The sequence below is a fragment of the Methylobacterium sp. Leaf91 genome, assembly GCF_001422815.1.
Taxonomy (GTDB): domain Bacteria; phylum Pseudomonadota; class Alphaproteobacteria; order Rhizobiales; family Beijerinckiaceae; genus Methylobacterium.
The window spans coordinates 103,198-126,973 of record NZ_LMMP01000045.1 but is presented as its reverse complement, the minus strand read 5'-3'; the positions used below and the strand labels follow the sequence as shown (position 1 = coordinate 126,973).

The following is a 23,776-nucleotide window of genomic DNA, read 5'->3' as shown; positions in this document are numbered from 1 at the left end:
TGCAACATTCCTACCGTTTCCTTCGCTCCGCATTCGTTATTCAGCCAGTTCAGGCGTGACATGCAACTCGGCCATCCCGCTGCCGCACGTGGCCGAATGGCAGCGCTTCCTTTCGCAAGGCACAATTTCATCGTAACCAGGGACGATCGTCGTCGGTCACCACCGTCCCCCGTCTCGAACCCCGTTCAGCCCCCTTGTTCCTTCCCGGTGAAAGCCATCTCTCCAGCGCGGGCTCCCGCGGCTTCTCGACCATCGACACCTGGGTGTTCGATCTCGACAACACGCTCTATCCGAGCGACGCGCGGGTCTGGCCGCAGGTCGACGAGCGGATCACGCTCTACGTCATGCAGCTCTACGGCCTCGACGGGATCTCGGCGCGGGCGCTGCAGAAGCATTTCTACCATCGCTACGGCACCACGCTGAAAGCCCTGATGGTGGAGGAGAAGGTCGACCCCTACCATTTCCTCGATTTCGCCCACGACATCGACCATTCGACGATCCGCCTCGACGCGGCCTTGGGCGACGCCATCGAGCAATTGCCGGGTCGCAAGCTGATCCTCACCAACGGCTCCCGGCGCCATGCCGAGAACGTGGCGGCGAAGCTCGGCATCCTCGACCATTTCGAGGACGTGTTCGACATCGCCGCAGCCGATTTCATCCCGAAGCCCGAGCGCTCCACCTATGAGCGGTTCCTCGACCGACACGGGGTCGATCCGCATCGGTCGGCTTTGTTCGAGGACATCGCCCGCAACCTCGTCGTGCCGCACGATCTCGGGATGGCGACGGTCCTCGTCGTTCCCCGCACCATCGATCCGTTCCGCGAGGCGTTCGAGCAGGAGGCGGTGAAGGAGCCGCATATCGACCACATCACCAACGATCTCGCCGCCTTCCTGAACGAGCGGATCCTCCCGGCGATCCGATGAGCGAAGCCGGTCAGGACTGGTCAGAGGTCAGATCGCCCTCCCTCGACGATGTGGAGATCCTGGCGCGGGACGCCCTCGCCCGCCTGCCCGCGACGTTCCTCGCCCTTTGCGAGGGCGTGACGGTCCATGTCGAGGATTTCCCCGACGACGAGACCCTGAGCGAGATGCAGTGCGAGAGCGAATTCGACCTGCTCGGCCTGTTCCGGGGAATCGGCCTAGCCCAGAGCGGCGAGACGGTGACCGGGCAGATGCACAACCGGGTCTGGCTCTACCGCAGGCCGCTGCTCGATTACTGGGCCGAGCACGAGGAGACCCTCGGTCACCTCGTCACCCATGTCCTCGTCCATGAGATTGGGCACCATATGGGCCTGTCCGACGACGACATGGCCGCCATCGAGGCGGCGGCGGAAGGCTGAGGCTCGAATGCTGCGGCCGCCCGCTCCGGTCAATCGTCGTTGGCGGGGCGCGGGCTCGCGGCGCGCGGCCTGAGCAGGCTGGCCTTGGGACGACGCGTGCGGAACTGCCCGCGCTCCACGGCGATGAAGACCAGCACCGTGATCGTCAGCGTCGTGATCCACCAGATCGCCGTCAGGCCGACGCCGATACAGGCGATGGTGAAGGCGCTTGCGAAGATGGCCATCGCACCCGGTGCGATGGCGCCGGGCGCGGCGGCGGTGGCCGAGCGCCCGCTATGCCGGATCGCCGCGTGGAGGGCGAAGGCGGCGGCGAAGGCGCCCACGATCCCGAGTTCGTACCAGAGTTCGAACAGCATCGTCGTCGGGGCATTGCTCGGAAGCAGGTTCACGAACCGGCCGCGCGAGGCGGTCTCGAACCCGTGCCCGGTCACGAGGCGGACCGGCTCGGTGGTCACGACCTTCTGCCACGCCTTAATGGTCAGAACGCCGGGGGCCGTCGGACCGAAGGCAACGATCCCGATGGGCCGGGCGATGAACGGCAGGAAAGGCGCGCTCACCAGCAGGCCACCGCAGATCAGGGCCACGGCCCGCACGCCGACGAGCGGACGGTAGGTGGTGAGCAGAAACGCCACCGCGCCGACGGCGAGGGCCAGGATCTGCGTGACGTTGGAGGAGAACGAGAGGGCGACCGCCACGAGGATGGCCGTGCCGAGGGCTTCGAGGTCACGCCCACGCGAGCGCAACCATGCCACGGAGGGCCAGACCAGCAGAGCGAGGAGCGTGAGGCCGCGATCCACCGAGCTCTGATCTTCGGGCATGTTGCGCAGGAGCGTATCCCCGAACAGGCCGAACAGGATGGAGACGATGGATGCGGCGATGACGCCCAGGGGCAGCAGATAGAGATTGGCCGAGCGCATCCGGTCCGGCAGCGCGAGATAGGCGGCCAGAGTCATCAGGATGGTGGCGATGACATTGAGCAGGCGCTCCGTCGCCGGGCCGAGGAACGGCGTCCAGACGAGGGACAGGGCCGACCACAGGATGACCAGCCCACCGGCGAGGAACGTCGGGGATGTCAGCATCCGCGTCGCCGTCAGCCGGAGCGGCCGCTGTTTCCCGTCGATGGCGCTGGCGATGACGATGAGTGCGATGGCGATGGGCGCCAGGATCACGGTGGCGCGGCGGGCCACCTGCGCGGCCACGGGAAGCAGCACGAACAGGCCGAAGAAGCCGACCCGCCGCAGCAGGGCCGCGGCGTCGAGGGCCGGGTCGATGGGGGGTCGTGACGTGGTCGCGCGGGGAGGCATGGTGCGATTGCAGCCGTTCAACGGCGCCACGAGTCCATCCGTGCGCTACCGGTCGAGTCGTAGTCCACGGCGCGGACATTCGCTGTAGATGCCATGCAACACACGCGCATCCTCCGCCGCGTGTATTCAGGCGGTCCTGGGTTGTCGCCGCGCCGGACTGAGCCGCCGTCCGACATCAGTGAGCACGCGCCAGCCCGCCCAGGTCGCCAGGAATCCGAGGAGGCCGGCGATGATCCCGTCGGCGCTCGCCGGAACGGCCGGCACGTAATCCTGGTAGGTGGCGCGGGCCAGGGACATGTCCGGGTCGCGCAGCAGCGCCGCGAAGCGTCCCAGGGGCCCGCTTGCCTCCGTCAGGGCCCGCTTCTGCGCATCGAGATGCGCGAGGCGCTCGATATCCGCGCGGGCGGCTTCGCCGCGGCGGGCCACCAGGGTGTCGCCGTTGCCGCGCAGGCGGTCGACGGCGCCCTGCCGGTCGGTCCCGCTCGCCGCCGCGTCGGCGTCGAGCGCGGCGAGGGAGCGCCGTAACTCGTCGAGGGTACCACCGAGCCGCTGCGCGTATTGCTGGGCGAATTCCGGCCCCTGCGCGGCGACGATGCCGCCGAGGAGGCCGAGGGCGAGGCCGAGGGTCCGGATCACACGAAGCACGATTCATCCCTCATGACGTCGTTCAGACAAAAGGCCGAGCCGCGCGGCGGTTCCCGGACGATCAGAGCACACCCGCCAGGGCGGTCTCGACCTCGGCGCGCGTCACCTCGGCCAGGGGCTTCTCGACCTTCGCGGCCTGGGTCTTCCGCCCCGGCCGCATGACGAGGATGATCGTCTCCAGGCCGGGACAGGAGGGGTCCGGGCAGAGGATCTCGTTCACCTTCACCACGCTCTCCGGCTCGACGAGGGCGCGGACCCACGATTCGACGTTGCGCCGGGCGGTATCGTCGGGCGGGTCACGCCGACGGCCGAAGCCGAGAAGTGCCATCGCCTCAACCCGGCAGCGTCAGGATGCCGGCCATGCCGTCCGCGCAGCCGAAAGCGAGCCGGCCGCCGCGCCCGTCCCAGATTAAAGCCGAGATCGCCCCGCCCTTGGTGGCGGGCCGGACCAGGAGTTCGGAGGCATCGGCGAAGCGCACGAGCATGACGCAGCCATCCTCGTAGCCGATGGCCAGGACGAGGGCCTTGGGGTGGAACGCGACCCGCGTCACCCGGGCCGGGCGGATCCCGCATTCGCGCGGCGCCTTGCCGGTGGGGCCCTCCTTCGAGTCGAACGGCCAGATGATGGCCGCCTCCGCTCCGCTGGTGGCGAGCCAGTTGCCGTCCCCGGACCAGCTCACCGAGCGGACCTTGCCGGGATAACCCGACATCCGCATGTGGCCGCGATCGGGCTGGAGACGCCAGCCGTGGAGCGAATTCTCCTGCATCGTGGTCACGACGAAGCGGCCGTCGGGCGACCAGGTGACGTCGATATGGGAACCCTTCCATTCCACGAAATCGGGCGTGGTTTCGAGGTTCGGGTACCAGAGCGTCGCGCCGTTGTAATGCGCCACGGCGAGGCGGTAGCCCTTGGGCGCGAAGGCGAGGCCGCGTGCGGTGGACGGCGCCGCGAAGATCTTTTCGCGGCCCTTGGCATCGCGGGCGACGACGTTGCGACCGGCCGCGTAGGCGATCGCCCCGTCGGGATGAAGCGCCAGGGCGTCGATCCAGGCGCCGCCCTTGGCGACGGCGACTTGCGTCATGTCACCGTCCGCCGCCGTAGCCACGATGCGGCCATCGTCACCACCCGTCACGATCCGGCGGCCATCGCCGGACGCCACGAGGATGCCGGCCTCGGGATGGGCCTCGACGCGCCGGGTCGTCTCTGGGCCGACCAGCAGCACGGCCCCGTCACCCAGCGCCAGCGCCAGCACATCCTTCAGCCAGACCGCTCCCGTGACATGGGCGCCGGCCTCCAGCGGGACGACATGATCGAAGAGTGTCGGAGCGCTCACGCTCATCGGTGAAAACCTCTCAGGTCGCGGATGCGGCGTCCGGCGCCGATCTCACGACGGTCATGACCGTCGCGACCAGGGCGAGACAACCGGCGATACCGGCGGGAATGGCGAGGGCATACAACGCGAAGCGGCCATAGGCGACCGTTCCGGCCAGCGAACCGCAGAGCAGCGAGAGCCAGACGAGCCCGTCACCGACCCAGCCGAAGCGCGGGCCGCGCCCCGCCAGGGCGGTGGCGAGTTTCTGCCCGGTGCTGAACAGCGCCCCGGTGACGAAGGTGGTGCCGGCCCGGAACCCCTGGACATGGGCGAGGACCGCATTCTGCGCGCCCATGGCGAGGGCGAGAAGCAGCGAGGCGTGGCCGGGACCGGGATCCTCCACCGCCGTCAGATAGGCGCCGGACACGAGGACGGTCTCGAAGCCGAGGAGGACCGGCGTGCTCCACCGCGCCGGGGTCAACGCCGAGAGACCGCCGCCGCACAGGGCGCCGAGGACGAAGGCGGCGATCAGGAGACCCGGCAGGATCGCCAGAAACGGCGTGTCGCGCCCCAGCGCCACAGCGAACTGGGTCGTGTTGCCGCTCATGAACGACGTGTAGAAGCCGCCGAGCCGGATGAACCCGAGCGCGTCCACGTAGCCGGCCAGGGCCGTGAGGATGAGGCCGAAGCCCAGATGCCAGGAACGGCTCATGACAGGGACCGGCTCATTTCCGAGACCGGCTCATGGCAGCGCGCGCCTGCCCGGTGCCCCGTTCCGTCCCGGGACGACCGGTACCGGTCCGGTAGGGTTAAGGCATTGCTTACCAAGTCCGCGCAATTCGAATGAACGGGATCGAACATCGAAGCCGTGAGCCCCGTTGGTGTGACGATCCGGCGTCGGAATGGTCATTCCAAGCCGGGTGAGTTGGAGTTGCGTCATGATCCCTGTCGCTTACGCTGCCTTTGCGGTGCCGAACTTCGCCTCCGTGCGCGGAGCCGAAACCGTCCTCGTGGTGGAGGATGAAGCCATGGTGTGCGAGCTGGCCGTCGAGGCCCTTATCGACGAAGGCTATCGCGTTCTGAGTGCCGCCGATGCCGAAGAGGCCGAGGACATCCTGGCGCGTGAACGCATCGACCTGCTCTTCACCGATATCGATTTGGCCCGCAACACCAACGGCCTCACCCTGGCCCGTCATGCGCGGCGCCTGCGCCCGAACCTTCCGGTCATCTACACCTCGGGTGGTCGCGGAAGCCTGTCGCAGGCGGATGCGGTAGCGGAATCAATCTTCGTGCCGAAACCCTATCGGCCGAGCCAACTCATTGCCCTCGCCAACGGCCTGCTGCGCCGTTTCCCCCATTACGCCTGAGCGCCTTCCGCGCCCGCCTACTTGGAGCCCCATTCCCCATGCGCACCCTTCTCGCCACCGCCCTCGTCCTCTTCGGCACGACGCTCAGCGCCTACACGACGGGGAACGCGAAGGCCGCGTGCGACGTGAAGGGAGCGAAGCTGGAAGAGGCCATCGCGGGCAAGACCGAGCTCCGCGAGACGGCCAACAAACAGGCCGTGCGCGACTTGCGCACCCTGCGCGACGCCGCGATCATCCTGGAAACGTACAAGTATGAGAGCGAATGCGATCGTCTCGTCACGATCATCAAGGCGCTGGCCGCCAATCCCGAGAAGGCGATCGAGCAGAGCGGCGATACGGACGAGGAGAAGGCGGAGGACCTGATGGAGGCCCGCCAGCCGAAGGCGCCGACCGGTGAGGCCGCGCCCGCCAAGCCCAAATGACCGCCTTCCCTCGTAAGGGCCGTTCCCGCAGGTAGAACCTCTGTGACAGGGCCCCCGAGGGAACGGACCTGCGACAAGAATGCTTGCATCGCTGGTCATTCCGCTTCGATGCGGCGGACCAGCGGTGGCCGGGTCTCCACGAGGGCGATCTCGAGCCCCCGCACGTTTCCTTCGTCTTTGGTGAAAAGGATCGATCGAGCATGGGCACCGATACGGCAACGCGCGGATCGAGCATCTCTCACGCGTCGAACGATCTGCCCTCGGTCGTCCTCGACGATTACAATATCGAACTGAAGAACGGAGAGGGTTTCGTCGGCGATCGCGTGTCGAAGGCGGCGTTCCGGGATCTCATCGAGGATTGGCGGGAAAAGCTGCGCAAGCTCGGCCCCGATCCGCTGGGGGCGAAAGCGAGCCGCGATTTCAGCAAGCGGCGTCTCGACGATCTGCTGATCGACGGCCCTCCGCTCGCCGCCGGTGTAGTCTTCGGCGCGGTCGAGGAATTCGCGCAGGAGCTCGCCACCGTGGTGCGGCGCTTTCTCCGCCAGAAGGGGTGGCGCGATACGCAGAGCATCGTCGTGGGCGGAGGTTTCAGCGACAGTCTCGCGGGACGTCTGGCCATCGACCGAGCCAGCGTGATCCTCCGGGCCGGCGGCCTCAACCTGAAGCTCGAACCGATCCGCCATCATCCCGACGAGGCGGGGCTGATCGGAGCCGTGCACCTCGCGCCATCCTGGATCTTTTCGGGCTACGACAGCCTCCTGGCCGTCGATATCGGCGGGAGCAACATCAGGGCCGGAGTCGTCTCCACGAACCTGAAGAAGGCCTCCGACCTGTCACGCGCGGAAATCTGGCGCTCGGAACTCTGGCGTCACCGCGACGAGGATCCGGCTCCAAGCCGTGACGAGGCGGTGGACCGGCTGATCGCGATGCTGAACGACCTGATCTCGCGGGCGGAGCGATCGCGCCTGAAGCTCGCGCCGTTCATCGGCGTAGGGTGCCCCGGCGTCATCGCCGCCGACGGGACCATCGAACGCGGCGGTCAGAACCTTCCCGGAAATTGGGAGAGCAGCCGCTTCAACCTTACCGAGCGGCTCGTCGAGGCGATCCCCACCATCGGCGATCATGACACCATGGTGCTCATGCATAACGACGCCGTGGTGCAGGGCCTGTCGGCCATGTCGGACATGACCGACGTCGCACGGTGGGGCGTCCTCACCATCGGCACCGGCCTCGGCAATGCCCGCTTCACCAACCGCCGGCTTCCCGACACGGTGCATTGAGAAGAGACGGACCGTCCGGCCCCGATCAAAGATCGAAGGATGCCCCAGGGAGAAAGCGATGCCCTAGGGAGAAGAAGCTGGCGCGGCATCCTGGTCGGGCCGGTTCCGGGCACGGGCGACCTTGCTGGCGATGCGGTTCCGCAGTTCGCTCGGTAGTTCGATCTCGACCAGCCGCCACGACCATCCACGCAGGCGAAGGCGCAGGCGGAATCGCTGCGCCCGTGGCGCTTCGGGGGGTACGGCGATGACGAGGGCACGAAACCCCCGCATGTCGGAGGCGAAGTAGTACGGGACCAGCCGGAAGATCGTCTCGATCTTCAACCCGGCGGCGCTGCTTGCGTGCTCGGCCTTCAACCACGCCCCATCCCCACCGAGGGGGCCGAGATCGAGGGATTGAGGAATGCCGTCATCGAGAAGGTCGATGACCGACTGTGCCGTGACCAGGGATTCGGTCAAGGGTTCGGCGAGGGCCGCAGCGGCCTCGATCAGTCTCTGCTTGTCCGGGGAGAGTGGGACCTCGGCACCGGCCTCGCCGCGCGGCTGAGCGGCCGCTGCCGAAACCTGCCGGATCATGGATTGGCGCAGGGTGCGGAAATTGACGTGCCGCTCGACATAGCCGACGTCCCGCGCCTGCACGGCCCGGGCAAGGTCGTAGAGCATCCAGAACGGCGTCAGCGTATAGACGAACCACGCCAGAACCAGGGAAACCGGGATCCACCACAATCGCGTCATTGCGACGGAGCGGCCCTCTGTGCCTGTTCGCTCCAACCGGCGTGGCCCGCGAATTCCGCGATCACGGCCTCGTAGACCGGGCGTTTGAACGGCACGATGAGATCGGGCAGTCCGGCCATGGGCTCCCAGCGCCAGGCATCGAATTCCGATTTGTGGAGGCCGCCGCCAGGTGAAATCACGTCGATCTCGGTCTCCGGCCCGACGAGACCGAAGGCGAACCACTTCTGCGTCTGTCCGCGATAACGGCCCTTCCAGGCCTGTTTCAGCACGGCCGGCGGCAGGTCGTAGGCGAGCCAGCCGGACGATTCTCCCAGAAGCGTGACGGAACCGGGCGAGACGTTGGTCTCCTCGTGAAGCTCACGCAGCGCAGCCGCCAGTGGGGCCTCCCCTTCGTCGATCCCTCCCTGCGGCATCTGCCAGGCGAGGTCGCCGTCGACATGTTCCGGCCCCGCCTCCTTGCGACGACGGCCGACGAAGACGCTGCCTTTCGGGGCGATCAGCATGATCCCGACGCAGGGCCGGTACGGCAGGTCGAGCGCGAGGTCGGGGGCTGGAAGGTTCATGCGCGGGACCATAGGTCAGGGGATCGATGGGCCGCAATGCGCCACGCCGTCGTTCGACGCGCCAAAGCGCGGAATGCTGTCATCCCGGAGGCGGATCGGGGGCCTCGACCTCTCCCTTGCGCTGGAGAATGAGCGCGACGAACCAGCAGAGCGAGGCCCATGCCGCGCCGATGCACCAGCCGGCGAGCACGTCGCTCGGCCAGTGAACGCCGAGATAGATCCGGCTGGCGCCGACCAGGAGCGTCATCCCGACGCCGACGATGAGGACCAGCACCTTCACGGACCGGTTCGGATCGACGCGGGCGAGAAGCGACGCCAGGGTGAGGTAGGCGATCGCCGACATCATCGCGTGGCCGCTGGGGAAGCTCGCGGTGAACACGTCCATGCCGTGGGGGACGAGATCCGGCCGGGGCCGGTGGTAGAACATCTTGAGCACGGTGGAGACGAGGAGCCCCCCGCCGATGGCGCCCAGAACGAAGACGGCGATGCGGTGCCGGCGGGTGGTGGCGAGATAGGCCACCGCGCTCAGCGTGACGAAGGTGATGGTGAAGACGCTCCCCAGGCCAGTGATGTCGCGCATGGTCTCCTCCAGCCATCGCGGTCCGATCGGGTCGGACAGGTCGGCCGGGTTGCGCAGGGCCAGGAGGATCTTACGGTCGAGGGCGGCCGTGGATCCCTCCCCCACCTCGTCGGCGAGATAGAAGAAGCCGTAGCCGAGACAGCTCACGCCGAGCAGGGCCACCAGGGGGCCGACCTCGTTGAGGCGAAGACGCAGCCAGAGGGCGGTGGCCCGGTCGAAGAGCGGATGGTTGAGATAGGTCGGAAGCGGAGCCTTCATGGTGCGGTCTTCATCATCCGTTCGTCCTTCGATCGATTTCCACGCCCGAAGGCGAACTTGCCCGCCCGAAGGCGAAGCGTCCCTGCTGTTGCCATGGTCCGCCAAGGTAACGCCAGAGCAGAAGCCCCGTCGCGGTGAAACGGAACGGCTCGAAATCCCGTTCCAGCGACCGATGCAGGGCACGCGCGGCCTCCGGCGAAACCTTGTTCTGGATGGTGACGTGGGGCCTCCAGCCCTGTCGATCCTGCGCGGTCAATGCATCGCCGTAGCGCCGGGCGATGCCGTCCCTGACCGATGCGAGGACGTCGGAGGCAAGCGTGAAGGCGACGCCGCGCCCGAGGAAGCGCAGACCGGTCACCTCGACGACGACCGGCGGCGCGGCGGCAGTCAGTTCGGCGAGCGTCCTCGAGATGCCCTCCTCCTCGGGGCCCGGCAGATGATGGAACAGGGTGGCATGGGCCGGGATATGGTTGAGCTTTTCCGGGAAATGCCGCCGCCTTAACCCGTCGAAATGCGCGAAGGCCGCCTTGTCCATCTCCAGCGTGAGGATAAGGGGATCGGATGTAGGGCCGCTGGGGGATTCGCTCATTCCCGCCAGATGGAGCGGGACGACGCGCAATCCAGTCGTCCGGCCCTACTCGGCGAAGATGCGTGGCCCATCTGAATCGAGCCAAGCACGGGAGAGGGATCGGGCATGGGACTTCTGGTCGACGGCGTCTGGCAGGACAAGTGGTACGACACCAAGGAGACCGGCGGGCGCTTCAAGCGAACCGACGCGAAGTTCCGCAACTGGGTCACAGCCGACGGCAAGCCGGGCCCTTCCGGCGAAGGCGGCTTTCCGGGTGAGGCCGGGCGCTATCACCTCTACGTCTCGCTCGCCTGCCCTTGGGCCCATCGCACGCTGATCGTCCGCGCACTGAAAGGTCTCGAGGACGCCATCTCCGTTTCGGTGGTCGATCCGCTGATGGGGCCGGACGGCTGGGTCTTCGGAGACACGCCGGGGGCGACCCCCGATACGGTGAACGGCGCGAGCCGCCTCTATGAGGTCTACCTCGCGGCCGTGCCCGACTTCACCGGCAGGGTCACGGTGCCGATCCTATGGGACAAGCAGCGCCGCACCATCGTGTCCAACGAATCCTCCGAAATCATCCGGATGCTGAACGACGCCTTCGGCGGGACTGGACCCGATCTCTATCCGGAGGCGCTGCGCGGCGAGATCGATACGATCAACGCACGGGTCTACGACGCGGTGAATAACGGCGTGTACAAGGCCGGCTTCGCGACGAAGCAGGAGGCCTACGAGGAAGCCTTCGACGCCCTGTTCGCGGAACTCGATTCCCTCGACGAGCGCCTGGGCCGGACGCGCTACCTGTGCGGCTCGGCGCTCACCGAGGCCGATATCCGCCTGTTCACGACCCTGGTGCGGTTCGACCCGGTCTATCTCGGCCACTTCAAGTGCAACCTGCGCCGGATCGCCGACTACCCGAACCTTTCGCACTACCTGCGCGACCTCTACGCCCTGCCGGGCGTCGCCGGGACCGTCGATCTCACCCATATCAAGCGCCACTATTACGAGAGCCATCCGACCATCAACCCGACCGGCATCGTGCCAAAAGGCCCCGAACTCGATCTCGACGCGCCCAATGATCGCGCCTCGCGTTTCGGAGCCTGAGATGACGCGGTTCGACGCGATCGGCCCTCGACAGATCGAATGGGGGACATACATCTGCGTGATGACGACACGATCCTCCTTTCTTCGGCCCGCGACCCGCTCGAGCCTGCCCGGCCTCTGTCTGGCGCTTGCGATGGCGGTTCCTGCATCGGCCCAGACGGCGATCAAGCTCGAAGGCTCTTGCGAAAAGTTGATCATCGCCGGGTTGGACATCACCCAGAACTGCAAGGACACGATGATGAACACCGTGTCCCGCAACCGGGCGAGCTTCGATTTCTCGGCATGGGATGGGCGCGGCCTGAGCTTCAGCGGCAGCGGCGCACAGCAGGAGCGCACCGAGGAGACCGACGCGCTTCAGCCGATCAACCTCGTCGTGCCGAGCGAGACGACCAGCGAAGGGGTGGTCCGTGGGCCGCTCGTCGCCGTCGGCTCCTGCAGCTTCAGCACGCCATCCGAGGGAAAGACCGCGATCACCTGCGAGGCGAATGCCGCCAAGGGTCGGTACGAGGCGCGGTTCGTCACCGATGCGAAGGCCCCGCCGACCGCACCCAAGCCCTGAGGCGGACGAGCCGTCCGGGTCTTGCATGGAGAAGCGGGATAGACGCGAAGGCGCTCTGGTCTCGCTGCGACATCGCGCCCATCTAGGGCTCGGTGATATGTGATCGGCGAGACCGGCCTCGTGCCGACGATCGGGCCGCTAGAGTTGAGGATGGCATGCTGAACGACGTTTCCACCGCCGGGGCGACCCCCGCCGGCGGCCCCCAGAACCTCATCAAGGACGTTACCTCCGCGACCTTCCGCGAAGAGGTGATCACCGCATCGATGACGCAGCCGGTGCTGGTGGATTTCTGGGCCACGTGGTGCGGCCCGTGCAAGCAGCTGACGCCACTGCTCGAGAAGGCGGTGACCGCCGCCAAGGGCGGGGTCATTCTCGCCAAGGTGAACATCGATGAGAATCCGGCGATCTGGAGCCAGATCAGCCAGCAGCTCGGGCTGCAATCGATCCCCGCCGTCATCGCCATCGACAAGGGGCGTCCCGTCGACGGTTTCGTCGGCGCGCTGCCGGAGAGCGAGATCAAGGAATTCATCGGCCGCCTCGCCGGTCCCGCTGGCCCGACGCCGGTGGAGGCGATGATGGCCGAGGCGGAGGTCGCGCTCGGCGAAGGCGATTTCGCCGGTGCGTCCGAGCTCTATGCCGCAGTTTTGGGTGAGGAGCCGGGAAATCTGGTGGCCCTCGCGGCGCTCGCGAAGATCCAGCTCGATGCCGGCGAGATCGCCAACGCCCGCCAGATCCTCGACATGGCGCCGCCGGAGAAAACCGGTGACCCGGCCCTCGCCGGCATCCGCGCGGCGGTGGAGCTCGCCGAACAGGCGGCGTCCCTCGGCGATCTCGGTGTCTTCCAGAAGCGCATCGCCGCCGACCCGGCCGATTTCCAGGCCCGGTTCGACTTCGCGCTCGGACTCAACGGGCTCGGCAAGCGGGACGAGGCGGTGGACGAACTGATCGAGATCGAGCGCCGCGACAAGACCTGGAACGACGGCGCGGCGCGCAAGCAGCTGCTGACCTTCTTCGAGGCCTGGGGCTTGATGGACAAGGCCTCGATCCGCGGCCGGCGACGACTTTCGACGCTGGTCTTCGCGTGACGCAGAAACGCCAGGGCGGAGACAGGCGATGAGCACCCATTCGGGCTATAAAGGACCGGGCGATTGCCCCGGCGTCATCCCTGTCTTTCCTCTGCCCGGCGCTTTGCTGCTGCCTCGCGGACAGATGCCGTTGAACATCTTCGAACCGCGCTACCTCGCCATGGTGGACGACGCGCTGAGGACGGACCGGGTCATCGGCATGATCCAGCCCGACGTTGAGAGCGGATCGTCGCCGATGACGCCGAAGCTGTTTCGCGTCGGCTGCCTCGGCCGGATCACCCAGTTCGCCGAGACCGGCGATGGGCGCTACCTGATCTCGCTCACCGGGATCAGCCGGTTTCGTGTGGAGAGCGAGCTCGCCACCACCACCCGCTACCGCCGCTGCCAGGTCTCCTACGACGATTTCCTCAGCGATTTCGAACCGAGGGCCGGCGAAGAGGCGGTGGACCGCGAGGGCGTGCTGAAGGCGCTTCGGGACTTCGTCGAGGTCAACGACCTCAAGGTCGATTGGGCCGGAATCGACGAGGCGCCGAACGAAGCCCTCGTCAACGCCCTCTGCATGATGAGCCCGTTCGGCTCGCGAGAAAAACAGGCGATGCTGGAGGCGGCCGACCTCAAGACCCGCGCCGAGGTCTTGATTGCGGTGACCGAGATGGAGTTGGTGCGCGGATCGGGGTCCGAACCGACCCTGCAGTGACTCCGTTGACCCGAGGATAGGACACGATGGCAGACGAGATCCCCAACGCCGTGGAAGCCACGCGCGTCGACCCCAAGCTCCTCGAACTCCTGGTCTGCCCCCTGACAAAGCAGTCGCTGGAATACGATTCCGCGCGCCAGGAGCTGATCAGCCGTTCGGCCAAGCTCGCCTACCCGATCCGGGACGGCATCCCGATCATGCTGCCCGAGGAAGCGCGGCCCCTGAACGATTGAGGCGAAAGGTGACGGACGTCATTCTCCCCACCGTCGCCATCGTCGCCACAGGCGGCACCATCGCGATGAAAACCGACCCGGTGACCCATGCACCGGTGCCGGCTTTGTCCGGAGCCGACCTCGTCGCCGCCGCGCCGGGCCTGGAGAAGCTCGCGCGGATCACCGTGACGGAGTTCTCCAACATCCCGAGCGCGGAGATGGGCCCGGACCTGTGGCCCTCGCTGACACAGACCGTCGAGGCATTGCTCGCCGATACCGAGATCGCCGGAGTTGTGGTCCTGCACGGGACCGACACCCTCGACACCACAGCCTATTTCCTCGATCTGACGCTGCGCAGCGACAAGCCGGTCGTCGTCATCGGCGCGCAGCGCAACGCCTCCGACCCCGACAGTGACGGGGCCCGCAACCTCCTCAATGCAGTTCGCCAGATCCTCACGCCCGCCGCCGCATCCCTTGGCGTGACGGTGACGCTCAACCACGCGATCAACGCCGCGCGTGAGGTGAGGAAGACCCACACCCACAATGTGGAGACCTTCCATTCGGGCGAGACCGGCTATCTCGGCACCATCGACGAGGATCGCGTGGTGATCCGCCGGACGCCCACGCGACGGCAGACCCTGCCGCTGCCCGAACGGCTCGCCAGAATCGCCATCGTGGCGATGTATGCCGGTGCCGATGGCAGCCAGATCCGCCATGCCGTGGAGAGCGGCGCGGAAGGGATCGTGGTGGCCGCCCTCGGCATGGGCAACGTCAATGCCGCGCTCCTCGATGCGATCAGGAGCGCCATCGCCCAGGGTGTCGGCATCGTCATCGCCACCAAGCTGGAAAACGGCCGCGCCCTGCCGGTCTACGGCTTCCCCGGCGGCGGAAGCACCCTGAAGGCGGAGGGCGCCGTCTTCGCCGACAACTTGTCGCCAGACAAGGCCCGTGTGCTCGCCCTCCTCGCGCTCCCGATCACTCGGGACCGCGACGCGTTGCAGGCCTATTTCGATCGTTGAAACGAGCGTTCATCTGAGGTGCCATCGCCCGGCACCGAAGCATTGCCAACATCGAAGCGATCCCGGCTTGGCTATAGTTTGCGCGCCATGTCACGCCGCGCCTGTTTTGTCCGCTCCCGATCGACATTTCGCCTCAGCATTCGACACCATCTGCATACGAGAACGGCGAAGCTTACCTTGGCCGATGCCATAAATTTGCCCTGAGCATCCTAGATCTATACAATCCAACAACTCACAGAACGCAGGATTCCTCTCAAGAGCGCCGAACGGCTGCCCGTGGGAATCTGTGAACTATCTCAACTCAGGGGGAAACATGTCGAAACTCGTGGCTGTGCTGGCGCTCGGAGCCGGACTCTCATCCGCTCATCTTCAACCGGCCGTCAGCCGCGAGGGCGGCAATTTCAATGGCGCGTGGTCCGTCGAGCTCGTGACCGAGAGCGGCATCTGCGACAGCCGCTACAGCTATTCGGTCTCGGTGCAGGACGGTCAGGTTCGGCTCATCTCGTCGGCCGACCGCGCGACGATGACCGGCCGCGTCGGCACCGACGGAACGGTGGGGCTCAATGTCTCGAATGGCGGCGCGAGCGGTGCAGCTTCCGGCCGGCTCGACGCCCGTTCGGGCAGCGGCACCTGGAAGGTTTCCCCGCTCTGCTCGGGGCGCTGGACGGCGCGGCGTCAGACCACGCGCACCGCCCAGGCCGAGTAGGGTGCGTTAAGCGGCGGCGAGCCAGCTCCGTGCCTCATCGATATGGGCGCGGTCGAAGGTCTTGATCTGTGCCGGGGACACCTTGCCGAACGTATCGGCGATCATCCGCAGCCAGGATGCGTCGGTGACGAGCGCGACGTGGCTGACGCCCTTCATCATGGCGAGACCGAAGCGGACGTCCTTGAAGAAGGCCGCGGGCTCCATGCCCTTGAACTCGCGCACGTCCTCCAGAAGCTTGAGCTTGCCGCCCTTGTCGAGGTCGGCCTGCATGGCGGCGATCACGGTGTTCATGTCCTGGTCGGTGATCTGCCCATCCACGACGATTTCCGCGACGGTCGAATCCGGGTTCTTGGTGTAGGTCAGCACGTGCAGCACTCCTCGTGGGGTCGAAGATCTTCAGGGCGTTAGGTCTTCAGGTCGAACGCTACCCAAGCGAACGTCAGGCCAGGGTTATAGGAAACTCTGAGGGTCTACGTCGATGGCGACCTTCACGTTGCCGCGAACCTTCGGTCCCCGCTTCAGCCAATCGCGAAGATACGATTGGAGATCGACCGCCCGCTCGGTCTTGACCAGCAGGCGAAACCGGTAGCGCCCCCGGATCAGCGCGAGCGGCGCTTCCGCCGGCCCCAACACCATCACACCATCGGGCGGATCGGCGGCGCGGGCCAGGGCCTGCCCATGCGCCTCGGCGGTCTCGCGCTCATTGGCCGAGACGATGAGGGCGGCGAGACGCCCGAAGGGCGGCAGTCCCGCCGCTTCCCGAGCGGCGATTTCCTCCTCGTAGAACCGCGTCGCGTCGCCGGAAAGCAGGGCCGCGATCACCGGATGGTCCGGCTGGTAGGTCTGGACCAGGGCACGCCCCGGCTTCTCGCCGCGCCCGGCACGGCCCGTCACCTGCTGCAGCAACTGGAAGGTCCGCTCCGCCGCGCGCGGATCCCCCGAAGTCAGGCCGATATCGGCATCGAGCACGCCCACCAGGGTCAGGTGCGGGAAGTTATGGCCCTTGGCGACCAATTGCGTGCCGATGACGATGTCGCATTCCCCGTCCGCCACGCTCTGCAACTCGGCGCGCAGGCGCTCGGCGCCGCCGGGAAAGTCGGAGGAGAGCACGATGATGCGCTTGTCCGGGAACAGCTCCGTCACCTCCTCGGCGATGCGTTCGACCCCCGGCCCGCAGGGGGTGAGGTTGTCGAACGTGCCGCATTCGGTGCAGGCATCGGGCCGGCGCTCGGCATAGCCGCATTGGTGGCAGACCAGGGCCTTGCGGAAGCGGTGCTCCACCAGCCAGGTCGAGCAGTTGCGGCACTGGTAGCGGTGGCCGCAGGCACGGCACAGGGTGAGCGGCGCATAGCCCCGCCGGTTGAGGAATAGCAGCGCCTGATCGCCGGCCTCGATCGTGGCGCGGACGGCATTGACCAGGGGCGGGGCGATGAAGCGGCCCTTCTCCGGCTTGTCCAGGCGCATGTCGATGGCGTGGATATCCGGCAGCCGCCGCCCGCCGAAGCGTTCGGGCAGGACGATATGGGCGTAGCGCCCTTTCTCGGCATTGACCTTGGTCTCGATGGAGGGCGTCGCCGAGGCGAGGACCACCGGGCAGTTTTCCAGCCGGCCACGCACCACCGCCATGTCACGGGCATGGTAATGCACCCCGTCTTCCTGTTTGTAGGCCGCCTCGTGCTCCTCATCGACGACGACGAGGCCAAGATCGGTGAAGGGCAGGAACAGGGCGGAGCGCGCACCGACCACCACCGAGACCTCGCCCGCCGCCACGCCGGCGCGCAGGCGCTCGCGGCGCTTCGAGCCGATGCCGGAATGCCAGGTCGCCGGGCGGACGCCGAAACGCTCGGCGAACCGGTCGAGGAACTGCGCCGTCAGGGCGATTTCCGGCATCAGGATGAGGGCCTGGTGCCCGCGCCGGACGGCTTCGGCCACAGCTTCGAAATAGACCTCGGTCTTGCCCGAGCCGGTCACGCCTTCGAGGAGGATCGTCGGCGCTTTCGCATCCTCCGGCGCGGGAAAGGCCAGGCCGATGAGGTCACGGGCTGCCTGGTCTTGCGCCTCCGACAGGGGGACGCGCTCGTGGTCCGGATCGGGCGGGAGCGCCACCGGCTCCGGTGCCAGAGCCACGGCTTCGAGGGCGCCATCGTCGATGAGGCCGTCGACCACGCTGAGCGAGACGCCCGCCTCCTTGGCGAGCGCGCTCTTGCCGCGCATCGCCCCATCGGCGGTGACTACCAGCACCTTCATCCGCGCCGCGGTCGGCCGGGCGGGCGGCTTGCCCGAACCGCGCACGCCGATCCGCGAGGTCTCGCCGCGCGCCGCCTCGTCGGGCAGGCGCAGGGCCATGGCGAGAGCCGAGCCCTTCGGCGCCAGGGTGTAGCGGGCGAGCCAATCGACGAGCTCGCGCAACGGGTCGGACAGGGGCGGCGCTTCGATTCGCCCCGCCACCTGCCGCAGGTTCGAGCCGCCGGGGCTCTCCGCCACCTGCCAGACCACACCCACCGTCTCACGCGGCCCGAGCGGCACCTGCACGACATCGCCCGGCGACAGGACCAGCCCGGCGGGTACGGCGTAGCTATAGGCGTTGTCGAGCGCGAGCGGGATCAGGATATCGGCGACGCTGGGCATGGGCTCTTCTGCATGGGAACCATGTTCTATCTATGTACTCTCTCGCCCGATCGCGACCGCTCGCTGCGCGCCAGAAGGACTGCCACCGGAAGGGCCGCGAGACTGACCCCGCTCATGACCCAGAACCCCGACGCCCCGTAAGCGGCGAAGAGCGGACCGGCCGCAAGCGTGAACAAGGCAGAGGACAGGCCGAGGCCGAGGGGACCATAGAGGGTCAGGGCCGTGGCGGTGAGGTTCTGCGGCACGCAGCGACCGATCTCCTTCAGGCAGGCGAGATGCAGGAGCGCGAAGGTGAGCCCGTGCAGGCACTGGATCGCCATGAGCGCGGTCAGCGACACAATCTCGGCACTGATCCCCCATCGCAGCGCCCCGAAGAGGGCGGCGAGCCCGATCGCCCGACCCGGATCCAGCCGCGCCAGGATCCATGGGCCGGCGACGAGGAAGACCACGATTTCCGACGCCACCGCCTCCGCCCAGAGCAACCCGGCGACATCCGGCGTGATGCCATTGCGGCTCCACAGGATCATCGCGAAAGCGTCGTGCAAGGCATGGGCGCCGAGGATCAGGGAAGCGGCGAGGACGACGAGCCCGAACCGCCGGTTCGCCAGGACGATCATCAGGCCTCGCCCTGCGGCCGGTCTCGCGTGCTCAGCGATCGGCTGGGTCGGCAGCGTCCAGGCTGCGAAGCCGGCGGCGATGAAGAGCCCCGCCCCGAGGAGGATCGCGCCTCTGATTCCGACGTTCAGCACCACCATGCCGGCGAGGCTGGTGGCCAGGATGAAGGCGGCCGAACCGGCCCCCCTCACCCAGCCATAGGCGAAGCGTCGCCCACCTTCCGAAGCCGAGAGGGCGAGGGCATCGGCGAACGGGGCCAGGGGCGCGGTGAAGACCGCATAGGCGAGAGCGACGATGAAGAGACCGGCGAAACCAGCAACCGCCAGATGGGCCGAGGCCGCCACCCCCGTCAGGGCGGCGGCAAGAGTGAAGACCGGGCCGACGATCCCCCATCGGTCGGCGATCCGTCCGGCCAGCGGCCCGGCAGCCATCCGCACCAGCATCGCCATCGCCAGGAGCCAGGCGATCTTCTGCGCCGACAATCCGCGCTGTTCGAGGAACAGCGGCAGGAACGGCGACAGCGCGCCGTACCCGCCATAAAGCGCCGTGAACAGCGCGAGATGGCCGAACAGGCTTCGGCGATCCTTGGCGCTGGCGCTCACGCGAGTGTGGCCGGCATCGGACGTTTCCTCGCTTGCGTCATGGCCGTGGCGGGCTCTACCCCTTCGGCAGCCCGATGATCGGGCGATGCGCTGCGGGGAGACACCCGATGACGGCTTTGCCGCTCACCTTCCTTGGCCCGGACGATCGGCCAGGGGAAGCCCGCGCCCGGGAAGGCGTCGTGCTGCTTCACGGCATCGCGCGGCGCTCGGCCTCCCTCGGGCGGATGGAGCGCGCTTTCAAGGCCGAGGGATTCCACACCCTCAACTTGAATTATCCGGGGCGGAAGGCAGACCTCGCCAGCATCGTCGCCGAGGTGGCGCCACAGGTGGCGGGTTTCGCCGCCGGGGTCGCGCGGGTGCATTTCGTCACCCATTCCATGGGCGGCCTCGTCGCGCGCGGGCTCATCAACCGGCATCGCCCGGCCAATCTCGGCCGCGTGGTGATGCTGGGAACGCCGAATGGCGGCAGCGAAGTCGCCGACTTCCTCCACCGGATGCTGCCCTACCGCCTGTTCTTCGGCCCGGCGGGGGTGCAGCTCACCACCTTTCGCGACCGGGATCTCGTCGCCCTCCTCGGCGAGGTCGATTTTCCCCTCGGGATCATCGCGGCGGACCGCTCGATCTGGCTGATCGAATCCTTCCTGATCCTGCCTCGCCCCAATGACGGCCGTGTCAGCGTGGCGCGAACCCGCGTGGCCGGCATGACCGACCATCTGACGATCCATTCCACCCATGACCTGCTGATCCTGAACCGGGCTGCGATCGCGGCCTCCCTGCGCTTCATCCGGCAAGGACGCTTCCGCGAGAACCGAACCGGCGAGGAATCACGTGTGGCACTTCTCGACGGGTGAGGCCGATGCCCGGCCACCTTCGAGGGCCGCGCCACCGCACGAGAATACGCCGCCGTTGCCGCTCCGGCATCGACCCCCTATCTGTGTCGACGCATCGGCACGCCGTTCCCTTCGACCGGCGCGTCCATCGGGAGACCTCATGCGGTTGCCAAGTTCCACCCTCGCCATCGCGTTCGGCGCACTCGCCGCCTTCACGGCCATTGCTGAGGCCGCGCCGATGCGACTGGCCGGCCACCGCGCGGTCTACGACCTGTCGCTGGCCGAGAGCCGGGGCGCGCGGGCGGTGGAGAGTGCGCGGGGTCGCATCGTCCTCGAGTTCAGCGGCGATGCCTGCAAGGGCTACACGATGCAGACCCGGCAGGTGACGGAGCTAGACAGCGGCGAGACCGGCAAGCGTCTTTCTGATCTGCGCAACACCACCTTCGAGGGCGGCGACGGCCATCATTTCCGCTTCAAGACCAACACGGTGCTCAACGGCAGCGCATCCACGGCAGTGGATGGGACAGCAGAGAGCGGCGCCGAGGCGTTGAAGGTCAAGCTCAAGGAGCCCAAGCGCGACCAATACACCGAGACCGGCCCCGTATTGTTTCCGACCTTCCACATGCGCCGCATGATCGAAGCGGCACAGGCCGGCGAGACGACGATGTCGGCCAAGGTGTTCGACGGGTCGGACGACGGGCGCAAGATCTTCGACACGCTCGCGGTGATCGGCAAGCCGGTCACCACGGACGAGCCCGCGAAGAATGGTGCGGCCGACCGCGACAAGCCCCTGCGGGAGGGCGAGATGGCGGGGATGCGGCGCTGGCCTGTGACCCTCAGCTACTTCACTGCCGGACAGGGCGAGCGCACCCCGGTCTACGTCCTCTCCTTTCTCCTCTACGAGAATGGTGTGAGCGGCGGACTCAGCCTCAACTACGGTGATTTCACCATCGCGGGCGACCTCAGCCGTCTCGACCTGCACAAGGCCGAGGCCAAGACCGAGGCCGAGTGCAAGCCCTGACGCCTGTCGCCCCGCCGCCTCGTCGAGGCGGGCGGGTCTAGGCTCTAGACGTCTCTCGTAGTGTCGCCCCTATACGGGAGCAGCGGCGCGCAGCCTTACGTTGCCGGCCGCCGGACCGGGGCGTCAGCCGAAATCGGCATCGGGATCGGGGGGGCCGAGACGGCGCCACGCGTCGGCAATGCGCTCCGGTTTCATATCGAGTGCCGTGGCGCAGGCGATCAGCACGGCTTCGTCGCCCATGACATGGTCGAGGACCGCCGAGAGAAAGGCGGGATCGGCAGCACTCTCCCGCAACGTATCGGGTGTCAGGCCGGAGGAGGCCATGAACGGCAAGAGCCTGTCGCCGTCCTCCGCGATCCATCCGAGCACCGAGATGGCGACCTGCTCCGCGGATTGATCGGGGCGGTCGGATTTGCGTTTCGTCAACATGTATCCCTTAGGTTCTCATCGAGCGGGACGCCGGTCCTTCCAAAATGCGCCGCCAGCCTGCCGGGAACAATGAGCCATGCCGAAAACAGTGCTCATCGTCGAGGACAACGAGCTGAACATGAAGCTCTTCAACGATCTGTTGGAAGGGCATGGCTACGCGACTCTCAAGACGGCCAATGGGATCGAGGCCATCGAACTCGCCCGCGCCCACCGTCCCGACCTGATTCTGATGGACATCCAGCTTCCCGAGGTTTCCGGCCTCGAAGTCACGAAGTGGCTGAAGGAAGACGACGACCTCAAGCATATCCCCGTCATCGCCATCACGGCCTTCGCCATGAAGGGCGATGAGGAGCGCATCCGCGAAGGGGGCTGCGAAGCCTATCTGTCGAAGCCGATCTCGGTTGCCAAGTTTCTTGCCACCGTCCGCCTCTACCTCGGCGACGGAGCCCGTTGAGGAGCACACCGTCGACAGGGTCGTCCCGTCGAGCCCGTTAACTTGAGCGAGGAACGATGTCGGCCCGCATCCTGATCGTCGATGATCTCTTTCCGAATGTGAAGCTGCTCGAGACCAAGCTGTCGCTCGAGTATTTCGACGTTCTGGCGGCCATGAACGGGCCGGATGCGATCTCGATCTGTGAGAAGGGCCTGTGCGATCTCGTCCTGCTCGACGTGATGATGCCGGGCATGGACGGGTTCGAGGTCTGCCGCCGCCTCAAGAGCAGTCCGACCACCGCCCACCTTCCGGTCGTGATGGTGACGGCCCTCGACCAGCCGGCTGACAGGTTGCGCGGCCTCGATGCGGGGGCCGACGATTTCCTGACGAAGCCCATCGACGACACTGCCCTGTTCGCGCGGGTACGCAACCTCGTCCGCCTCAAGGCGGTCACCGACGAGCTGCGCCAAAGGGCGCTCGCCTCCCGGGAATTCGGCATGGGCGATCCCCTCGCCCTCGCCACCGCCGAGGACGGCCAGAACGCCTCGATCCTGCTGGTCGAGGATCGGGCGAGCTCGGCCGAGCGGCTATCGGCGGCCCTCAGCCAGCACCATCGGGTCACCGTGGTCGCCGATCCGCACGACGCCCTGGTCCTGGCCATCGAAGGCGATTTCGAGCTGGCTCTCGTGAGCCTCGACCTTCAGGGGTTCGACGGCCTGCGCCTCTGCAGCCAGATCCTGTCCCTCGACCGCATCCGCAACATGCCGGTGATGATGATCGCCGAGGAGAACGAAAGGGCGCGGGTCATCCGCGGCCTCGAATTCGGCGTGCACGATTATCTGCTGCGCCCGGTCGACCGGAACGAACTCGTCGCCCGCGTACGCACCCAGCTGCGTCGCAGCCGCTTTTCGGAAACCCTGCGCGGCGCCGTGCAGGCATCCATGGAAATGGCCGTCACGGATGGCCTCACCGGGCTGCACAACAGGCGCTACCTCGACAGCCATCTCGCGGTGCTGTTCGCCGATGCCGCCCCGCGTCACCGCGCAGTCTCGATGCTGATGCTCGATATCGACCGGTTCAAAACGATTAACGACACCTACGGTCACGATGCCGGTGACGAGGTGCTCCGCTCCTTTGCCAACCGCATCCGCCTGCATACCCGCGAGATCGATATCGTCGCCCGCTATGGCGGCGAAGAGGTGGTCATCATTCTGCCCGATGCGGAGCCGGAGGCCGCCCATCACATCGCCGAGCGCATCCGCGAACGCATCGAAGCGGTGCCGTTCCTGATCCAGCGGGAAACGCGGGACATCCACGTCACCGTCTCCATCGGGGTAGCGTGCCGCCATGCCGACGATTCGGGACCGGCCGATATGCTGAAGCGGGCCGACCTCGCGCTCTACCGCGCCAAATCCTCCGGCCGTAACCGCGTCGAGGCCGAGGCCGCCTGAAGCGGCCAGGACGG

Annotated in this window: 29 protein-coding genes; 16 read left to right on the top strand and 13 right to left on the bottom strand. The window is 67.2% G+C overall.

Going from position 1 to position 23,776, the window contains the following annotated elements:
* Positions 1 to 194 precede the first annotated feature (194 nt).
* Both ASF32_RS19140 and ASF32_RS19135 read left to right on the top strand, forming a co-directional pair.
* Positions 195 to 923: a pyrimidine 5'-nucleotidase gene (locus ASF32_RS19140; RefSeq protein ID WP_056432033.1), complete on the top strand. Its 729-nt coding sequence runs from the start codon at positions 195 to 197 to the stop codon at positions 921 to 923.
* On the top strand, positions 920 to 1,339 hold the full coding sequence (locus ASF32_RS19135) for a metallopeptidase family protein (protein ID WP_056432028.1): 420 nt from the start codon (positions 920 to 922) through the stop codon (positions 1,337 to 1,339). The genes ASF32_RS19140 and ASF32_RS19135 overlap by 4 nt, the downstream gene beginning before the upstream one ends.
* A 29-nt stretch (positions 1,340 to 1,368) precedes the next feature.
* Here ASF32_RS19135 and ASF32_RS19130 read toward each other — a convergent pair whose 3' ends face one another.
* The 5 genes from ASF32_RS19130 to ASF32_RS19110 form a co-directional block, all read right to left on the bottom strand.
* Positions 1,369 to 2,643 (bottom strand): hypothetical protein, encoded by a 1,275-nt coding sequence (locus ASF32_RS19130; RefSeq protein ID WP_056432444.1) that lies wholly within the window; start codon positions 2,641 to 2,643, stop codon positions 1,369 to 1,371.
* 126 nt (positions 2,644 to 2,769) lie between these two features.
* A complete protein-coding gene (locus ASF32_RS19125) occupies positions 2,770 to 3,288 on the bottom strand; it encodes a DUF2937 family protein (RefSeq protein WP_056432025.1) in 519 nt (172 codons plus the stop codon).
* A gap of 61 nt (positions 3,289 to 3,349) precedes the next feature.
* Positions 3,350 to 3,616: a hypothetical protein gene (locus ASF32_RS19120; RefSeq protein ID WP_056432022.1), complete on the bottom strand. Its 267-nt coding sequence runs from the start codon at positions 3,614 to 3,616 to the stop codon at positions 3,350 to 3,352.
* Between the two features lie 4 nt (positions 3,617 to 3,620).
* Entirely contained in the window at positions 3,621 to 4,628 is a 1,008-nt protein-coding gene (locus ASF32_RS19115; protein ID WP_056432020.1) for a WD40 repeat domain-containing protein, read from the bottom strand.
* Between the two features lie 13 nt (positions 4,629 to 4,641).
* Positions 4,642 to 5,313 (bottom strand): YoaK family protein, encoded by a 672-nt coding sequence (locus ASF32_RS19110; RefSeq protein ID WP_056432017.1) that lies wholly within the window; start codon positions 5,311 to 5,313, stop codon positions 4,642 to 4,644.
* A 226-nt stretch (positions 5,314 to 5,539) separates the two neighbouring features.
* Between ASF32_RS19110 and ASF32_RS19105 the strand changes: the two genes are divergently transcribed.
* The 3 genes from ASF32_RS19105 (at position 5,540) to ASF32_RS19095 (ending at position 7,670) form a co-directional block, all read left to right on the top strand.
* On the top strand, positions 5,540 to 5,968 hold the full coding sequence (locus ASF32_RS19105; protein ID WP_056432015.1) for a response regulator: 429 nt from the start codon (positions 5,540 to 5,542) through the stop codon (positions 5,966 to 5,968).
* Positions 5,969 to 6,006: 38 nt separating this feature from the next.
* Positions 6,007 to 6,390: a hypothetical protein gene (locus ASF32_RS19100; RefSeq protein WP_056432009.1), complete on the top strand. Its 384-nt coding sequence runs from the start codon at positions 6,007 to 6,009 to the stop codon at positions 6,388 to 6,390.
* Between the two features lie 200 nt (positions 6,391 to 6,590).
* On the top strand, positions 6,591 to 7,670 hold the full coding sequence (locus tag ASF32_RS19095; RefSeq protein ID WP_056432441.1) for an ROK family protein: 1,080 nt from the start codon (positions 6,591 to 6,593) through the stop codon (positions 7,668 to 7,670).
* 63 nt (positions 7,671 to 7,733) lie between these two features.
* Here ASF32_RS19095 and ASF32_RS19090 read toward each other — a convergent pair whose 3' ends face one another.
* From ASF32_RS19090 to ASF32_RS19075, 4 genes are all read right to left on the bottom strand, one after another.
* Positions 7,734 to 8,402: a DUF2939 domain-containing protein gene (locus ASF32_RS19090; protein WP_056432005.1), complete on the bottom strand. Its 669-nt coding sequence runs from the start codon at positions 8,400 to 8,402 to the stop codon at positions 7,734 to 7,736.
* On the bottom strand, positions 8,399 to 8,965 hold the full coding sequence (locus ASF32_RS19085; protein ID WP_056432437.1) for an RNA pyrophosphohydrolase: 567 nt from the start codon (positions 8,963 to 8,965) through the stop codon (positions 8,399 to 8,401). Before ASF32_RS19085 ends, ASF32_RS19090 begins: the two co-directional genes overlap by 4 nt.
* A 79-nt stretch (positions 8,966 to 9,044) precedes the next feature.
* Positions 9,045 to 9,803: a phosphatase PAP2 family protein gene (locus ASF32_RS19080; protein WP_056432001.1), complete on the bottom strand. Its 759-nt coding sequence runs from the start codon at positions 9,801 to 9,803 to the stop codon at positions 9,045 to 9,047.
* A gap of 13 nt (positions 9,804 to 9,816) precedes the next feature.
* Complete coding sequence (locus ASF32_RS19075; RefSeq protein WP_056431998.1) at positions 9,817 to 10,392, bottom strand: 2'-5' RNA ligase family protein; 576 nt, start codon at positions 10,390 to 10,392, stop codon at positions 9,817 to 9,819.
* Between the two features lie 105 nt (positions 10,393 to 10,497).
* Here ASF32_RS19075 and ASF32_RS19070 point away from each other — a divergent pair, with 105 nt between their 5' ends.
* The 7 genes from ASF32_RS19070 (at position 10,498) to ASF32_RS19040 (ending at position 15,753) form a co-directional block, all read left to right on the top strand.
* A complete protein-coding gene (locus tag ASF32_RS19070) occupies positions 10,498 to 11,475 on the top strand; it encodes a glutathione S-transferase family protein (protein WP_056431995.1) in 978 nt (325 codons plus the stop codon).
* Between the two features lie 133 nt (positions 11,476 to 11,608).
* Positions 11,609 to 12,034: a hypothetical protein gene (locus ASF32_RS19065; RefSeq protein ID WP_244477900.1), complete on the top strand. Its 426-nt coding sequence runs from the start codon at positions 11,609 to 11,611 to the stop codon at positions 12,032 to 12,034.
* Positions 12,035 to 12,189: 155 nt separating this feature from the next.
* Positions 12,190 to 13,119 carry a co-chaperone YbbN gene (locus tag ASF32_RS19060; protein WP_056431989.1) on the top strand — a complete coding sequence of 310 codons (930 nt, stop codon included), beginning with the start codon at positions 12,190 to 12,192 and terminating at the stop codon, positions 13,117 to 13,119.
* A gap of 28 nt (positions 13,120 to 13,147) precedes the next feature.
* Complete coding sequence (locus tag ASF32_RS19055; protein WP_056431988.1) at positions 13,148 to 13,816, top strand: LON peptidase substrate-binding domain-containing protein; 669 nt, start codon at positions 13,148 to 13,150, stop codon at positions 13,814 to 13,816.
* A gap of 26 nt (positions 13,817 to 13,842) precedes the next feature.
* Positions 13,843 to 14,049, top strand: coding sequence for a Trm112 family protein (locus ASF32_RS19050; protein ID WP_056431985.1), 207 nt, complete (start codon positions 13,843 to 13,845; stop codon positions 14,047 to 14,049).
* Positions 14,050 to 14,057: 8 nt separating this feature from the next.
* Positions 14,058 to 15,047 carry an asparaginase gene (locus ASF32_RS19045; RefSeq protein WP_056431982.1) on the top strand — a complete coding sequence of 330 codons (990 nt, stop codon included), beginning with the start codon at positions 14,058 to 14,060 and terminating at the stop codon, positions 15,045 to 15,047.
* Positions 15,048 to 15,360: 313 nt separating this feature from the next.
* Complete coding sequence (locus tag ASF32_RS19040; RefSeq protein ID WP_056431979.1) at positions 15,361 to 15,753, top strand: hypothetical protein; 393 nt, start codon at positions 15,361 to 15,363, stop codon at positions 15,751 to 15,753.
* Between the two features lie 6 nt (positions 15,754 to 15,759).
* Here the strand turns inward: ASF32_RS19040 and ASF32_RS19035 are convergent, their stop codons facing one another.
* The 3 genes from ASF32_RS19035 to ASF32_RS19025 all read right to left on the bottom strand — a co-directional run bounded on the left by ASF32_RS19035 (position 15,760) and on the right by ASF32_RS19025 (position 19,598).
* On the bottom strand, positions 15,760 to 16,119 hold the full coding sequence (locus tag ASF32_RS19035) for an STAS/SEC14 domain-containing protein (protein WP_056432431.1): 360 nt from the start codon (positions 16,117 to 16,119) through the stop codon (positions 15,760 to 15,762).
* Positions 16,120 to 16,203: 84 nt separating this feature from the next.
* Positions 16,204 to 18,381, bottom strand: coding sequence for a primosomal protein N' (locus ASF32_RS19030; protein ID WP_056431976.1), 2,178 nt, complete (start codon positions 18,379 to 18,381; stop codon positions 16,204 to 16,206).
* A 26-nt stretch (positions 18,382 to 18,407) separates the two neighbouring features.
* Positions 18,408 to 19,598: an MFS transporter gene (locus tag ASF32_RS19025; RefSeq protein ID WP_056431972.1), complete on the bottom strand. Its 1,191-nt coding sequence runs from the start codon at positions 19,596 to 19,598 to the stop codon at positions 18,408 to 18,410.
* A gap of 107 nt (positions 19,599 to 19,705) precedes the next feature.
* Here ASF32_RS19025 and ASF32_RS19020 point away from each other — a divergent pair, with 107 nt between their 5' ends.
* Both ASF32_RS19020 and ASF32_RS19015 read left to right on the top strand, forming a co-directional pair.
* Positions 19,706 to 20,449 (top strand): alpha/beta fold hydrolase, encoded by a 744-nt coding sequence (locus ASF32_RS19020; protein WP_156467898.1) that lies wholly within the window; start codon positions 19,706 to 19,708, stop codon positions 20,447 to 20,449.
* A gap of 139 nt (positions 20,450 to 20,588) precedes the next feature.
* A complete protein-coding gene (locus ASF32_RS19015) occupies positions 20,589 to 21,449 on the top strand; it encodes a cell envelope integrity EipB family protein (RefSeq protein WP_056431969.1) in 861 nt (286 codons plus the stop codon).
* 123 nt (positions 21,450 to 21,572) lie between these two features.
* Here ASF32_RS19015 and ASF32_RS19010 read toward each other — a convergent pair whose 3' ends face one another.
* The gene (locus ASF32_RS19010) at positions 21,573 to 21,878 is read right to left on the bottom strand and encodes a DUF3572 domain-containing protein (RefSeq protein WP_056431966.1); all 306 of its coding nucleotides are present in this window, start codon (positions 21,876 to 21,878) and stop codon (positions 21,573 to 21,575) included.
* Between the two features lie 76 nt (positions 21,879 to 21,954).
* Here ASF32_RS19010 and ASF32_RS19005 point away from each other — a divergent pair, with 76 nt between their 5' ends.
* A complete protein-coding gene (locus ASF32_RS19005) occupies positions 21,955 to 22,332 on the top strand; it encodes a response regulator (protein WP_018045229.1) in 378 nt (125 codons plus the stop codon).
* Between the two features lie 56 nt (positions 22,333 to 22,388).
* Entirely contained in the window at positions 22,389 to 23,762 is a 1,374-nt protein-coding gene (locus tag ASF32_RS19000; protein WP_056431962.1) for a PleD family two-component system response regulator, read from the top strand.
* Positions 23,763 to 23,776 lie beyond the last annotated feature (14 nt).

Bases quoted from the DNA above. Each gene is read 5' to 3' on its own strand.
- ASF32_RS19135 (WP_056432028.1), top strand. From the start codon at position 920: ATGAGCGAAGCCGGTCAGGACTGGTCAGAGGTCAGATCGCCCTCCCTC.
- ASF32_RS19130 (WP_056432444.1), bottom strand. From the start codon at position 2,643: ATGCCTCCCCGCGCGACCACGTCACGACCCCCCATCGACCCGGCCCTC.
- ASF32_RS19120 (WP_056432022.1), bottom strand. From the start codon at position 3,616: ATGGCACTTCTCGGCTTCGGCCGTCGGCGTGACCCGCCCGACGATACC.
- ASF32_RS19115 (WP_056432020.1), bottom strand. From the start codon at position 4,628: ATGAGCGTGAGCGCTCCGACACTCTTCGATCATGTCGTCCCGCTGGAG.
- ASF32_RS19110 (WP_056432017.1), bottom strand. From the start codon at position 5,313: ATGAGCCGTTCCTGGCATCTGGGCTTCGGCCTCATCCTCACGGCCCTG.
- ASF32_RS19105 (WP_056432015.1), top strand. From the start codon at position 5,540: ATGATCCCTGTCGCTTACGCTGCCTTTGCGGTGCCGAACTTCGCCTCC.
- ASF32_RS19100 (WP_056432009.1), top strand. From the start codon at position 6,007: ATGCGCACCCTTCTCGCCACCGCCCTCGTCCTCTTCGGCACGACGCTC.
- ASF32_RS19095 (WP_056432441.1), top strand. From the start codon at position 6,591: ATGGGCACCGATACGGCAACGCGCGGATCGAGCATCTCTCACGCGTCG.
- ASF32_RS19090 (WP_056432005.1), bottom strand. From the start codon at position 8,402: ATGACGCGATTGTGGTGGATCCCGGTTTCCCTGGTTCTGGCGTGGTTC.
- ASF32_RS19085 (WP_056432437.1), bottom strand. From the start codon at position 8,965: ATGAACCTTCCAGCCCCCGACCTCGCGCTCGACCTGCCGTACCGGCCC.
- ASF32_RS19080 (WP_056432001.1), bottom strand. From the start codon at position 9,803: ATGAAGGCTCCGCTTCCGACCTATCTCAACCATCCGCTCTTCGACCGG.
- ASF32_RS19075 (WP_056431998.1), bottom strand. From the start codon at position 10,392: ATGAGCGAATCCCCCAGCGGCCCTACATCCGATCCCCTTATCCTCACG.
- ASF32_RS19070 (WP_056431995.1), top strand. From the start codon at position 10,498: ATGGGACTTCTGGTCGACGGCGTCTGGCAGGACAAGTGGTACGACACC.
- ASF32_RS19065 (WP_244477900.1), top strand. From the start codon at position 11,609: ATGGCGGTTCCTGCATCGGCCCAGACGGCGATCAAGCTCGAAGGCTCT.
- ASF32_RS19060 (WP_056431989.1), top strand. From the start codon at position 12,190: ATGCTGAACGACGTTTCCACCGCCGGGGCGACCCCCGCCGGCGGCCCC.
- ASF32_RS19055 (WP_056431988.1), top strand. From the start codon at position 13,148: ATGAGCACCCATTCGGGCTATAAAGGACCGGGCGATTGCCCCGGCGTC.
- ASF32_RS19050 (WP_056431985.1), top strand. From the start codon at position 13,843: ATGGCAGACGAGATCCCCAACGCCGTGGAAGCCACGCGCGTCGACCCC.
- ASF32_RS19040 (WP_056431979.1), top strand. From the start codon at position 15,361: ATGTCGAAACTCGTGGCTGTGCTGGCGCTCGGAGCCGGACTCTCATCC.
- ASF32_RS19030 (WP_056431976.1), bottom strand. From the start codon at position 18,381: ATGCCCAGCGTCGCCGATATCCTGATCCCGCTCGCGCTCGACAACGCC.
- ASF32_RS19020 (WP_156467898.1), top strand. From the start codon at position 19,706: ATGACGGCTTTGCCGCTCACCTTCCTTGGCCCGGACGATCGGCCAGGG.
- ASF32_RS19015 (WP_056431969.1), top strand. From the start codon at position 20,589: ATGCGGTTGCCAAGTTCCACCCTCGCCATCGCGTTCGGCGCACTCGCC.
- ASF32_RS19010 (WP_056431966.1), bottom strand. From the start codon at position 21,878: ATGTTGACGAAACGCAAATCCGACCGCCCCGATCAATCCGCGGAGCAG.
- ASF32_RS19005 (WP_018045229.1), top strand. From the start codon at position 21,955: ATGCCGAAAACAGTGCTCATCGTCGAGGACAACGAGCTGAACATGAAG.
- ASF32_RS19000 (WP_056431962.1), top strand. From the start codon at position 22,389: ATGTCGGCCCGCATCCTGATCGTCGATGATCTCTTTCCGAATGTGAAG.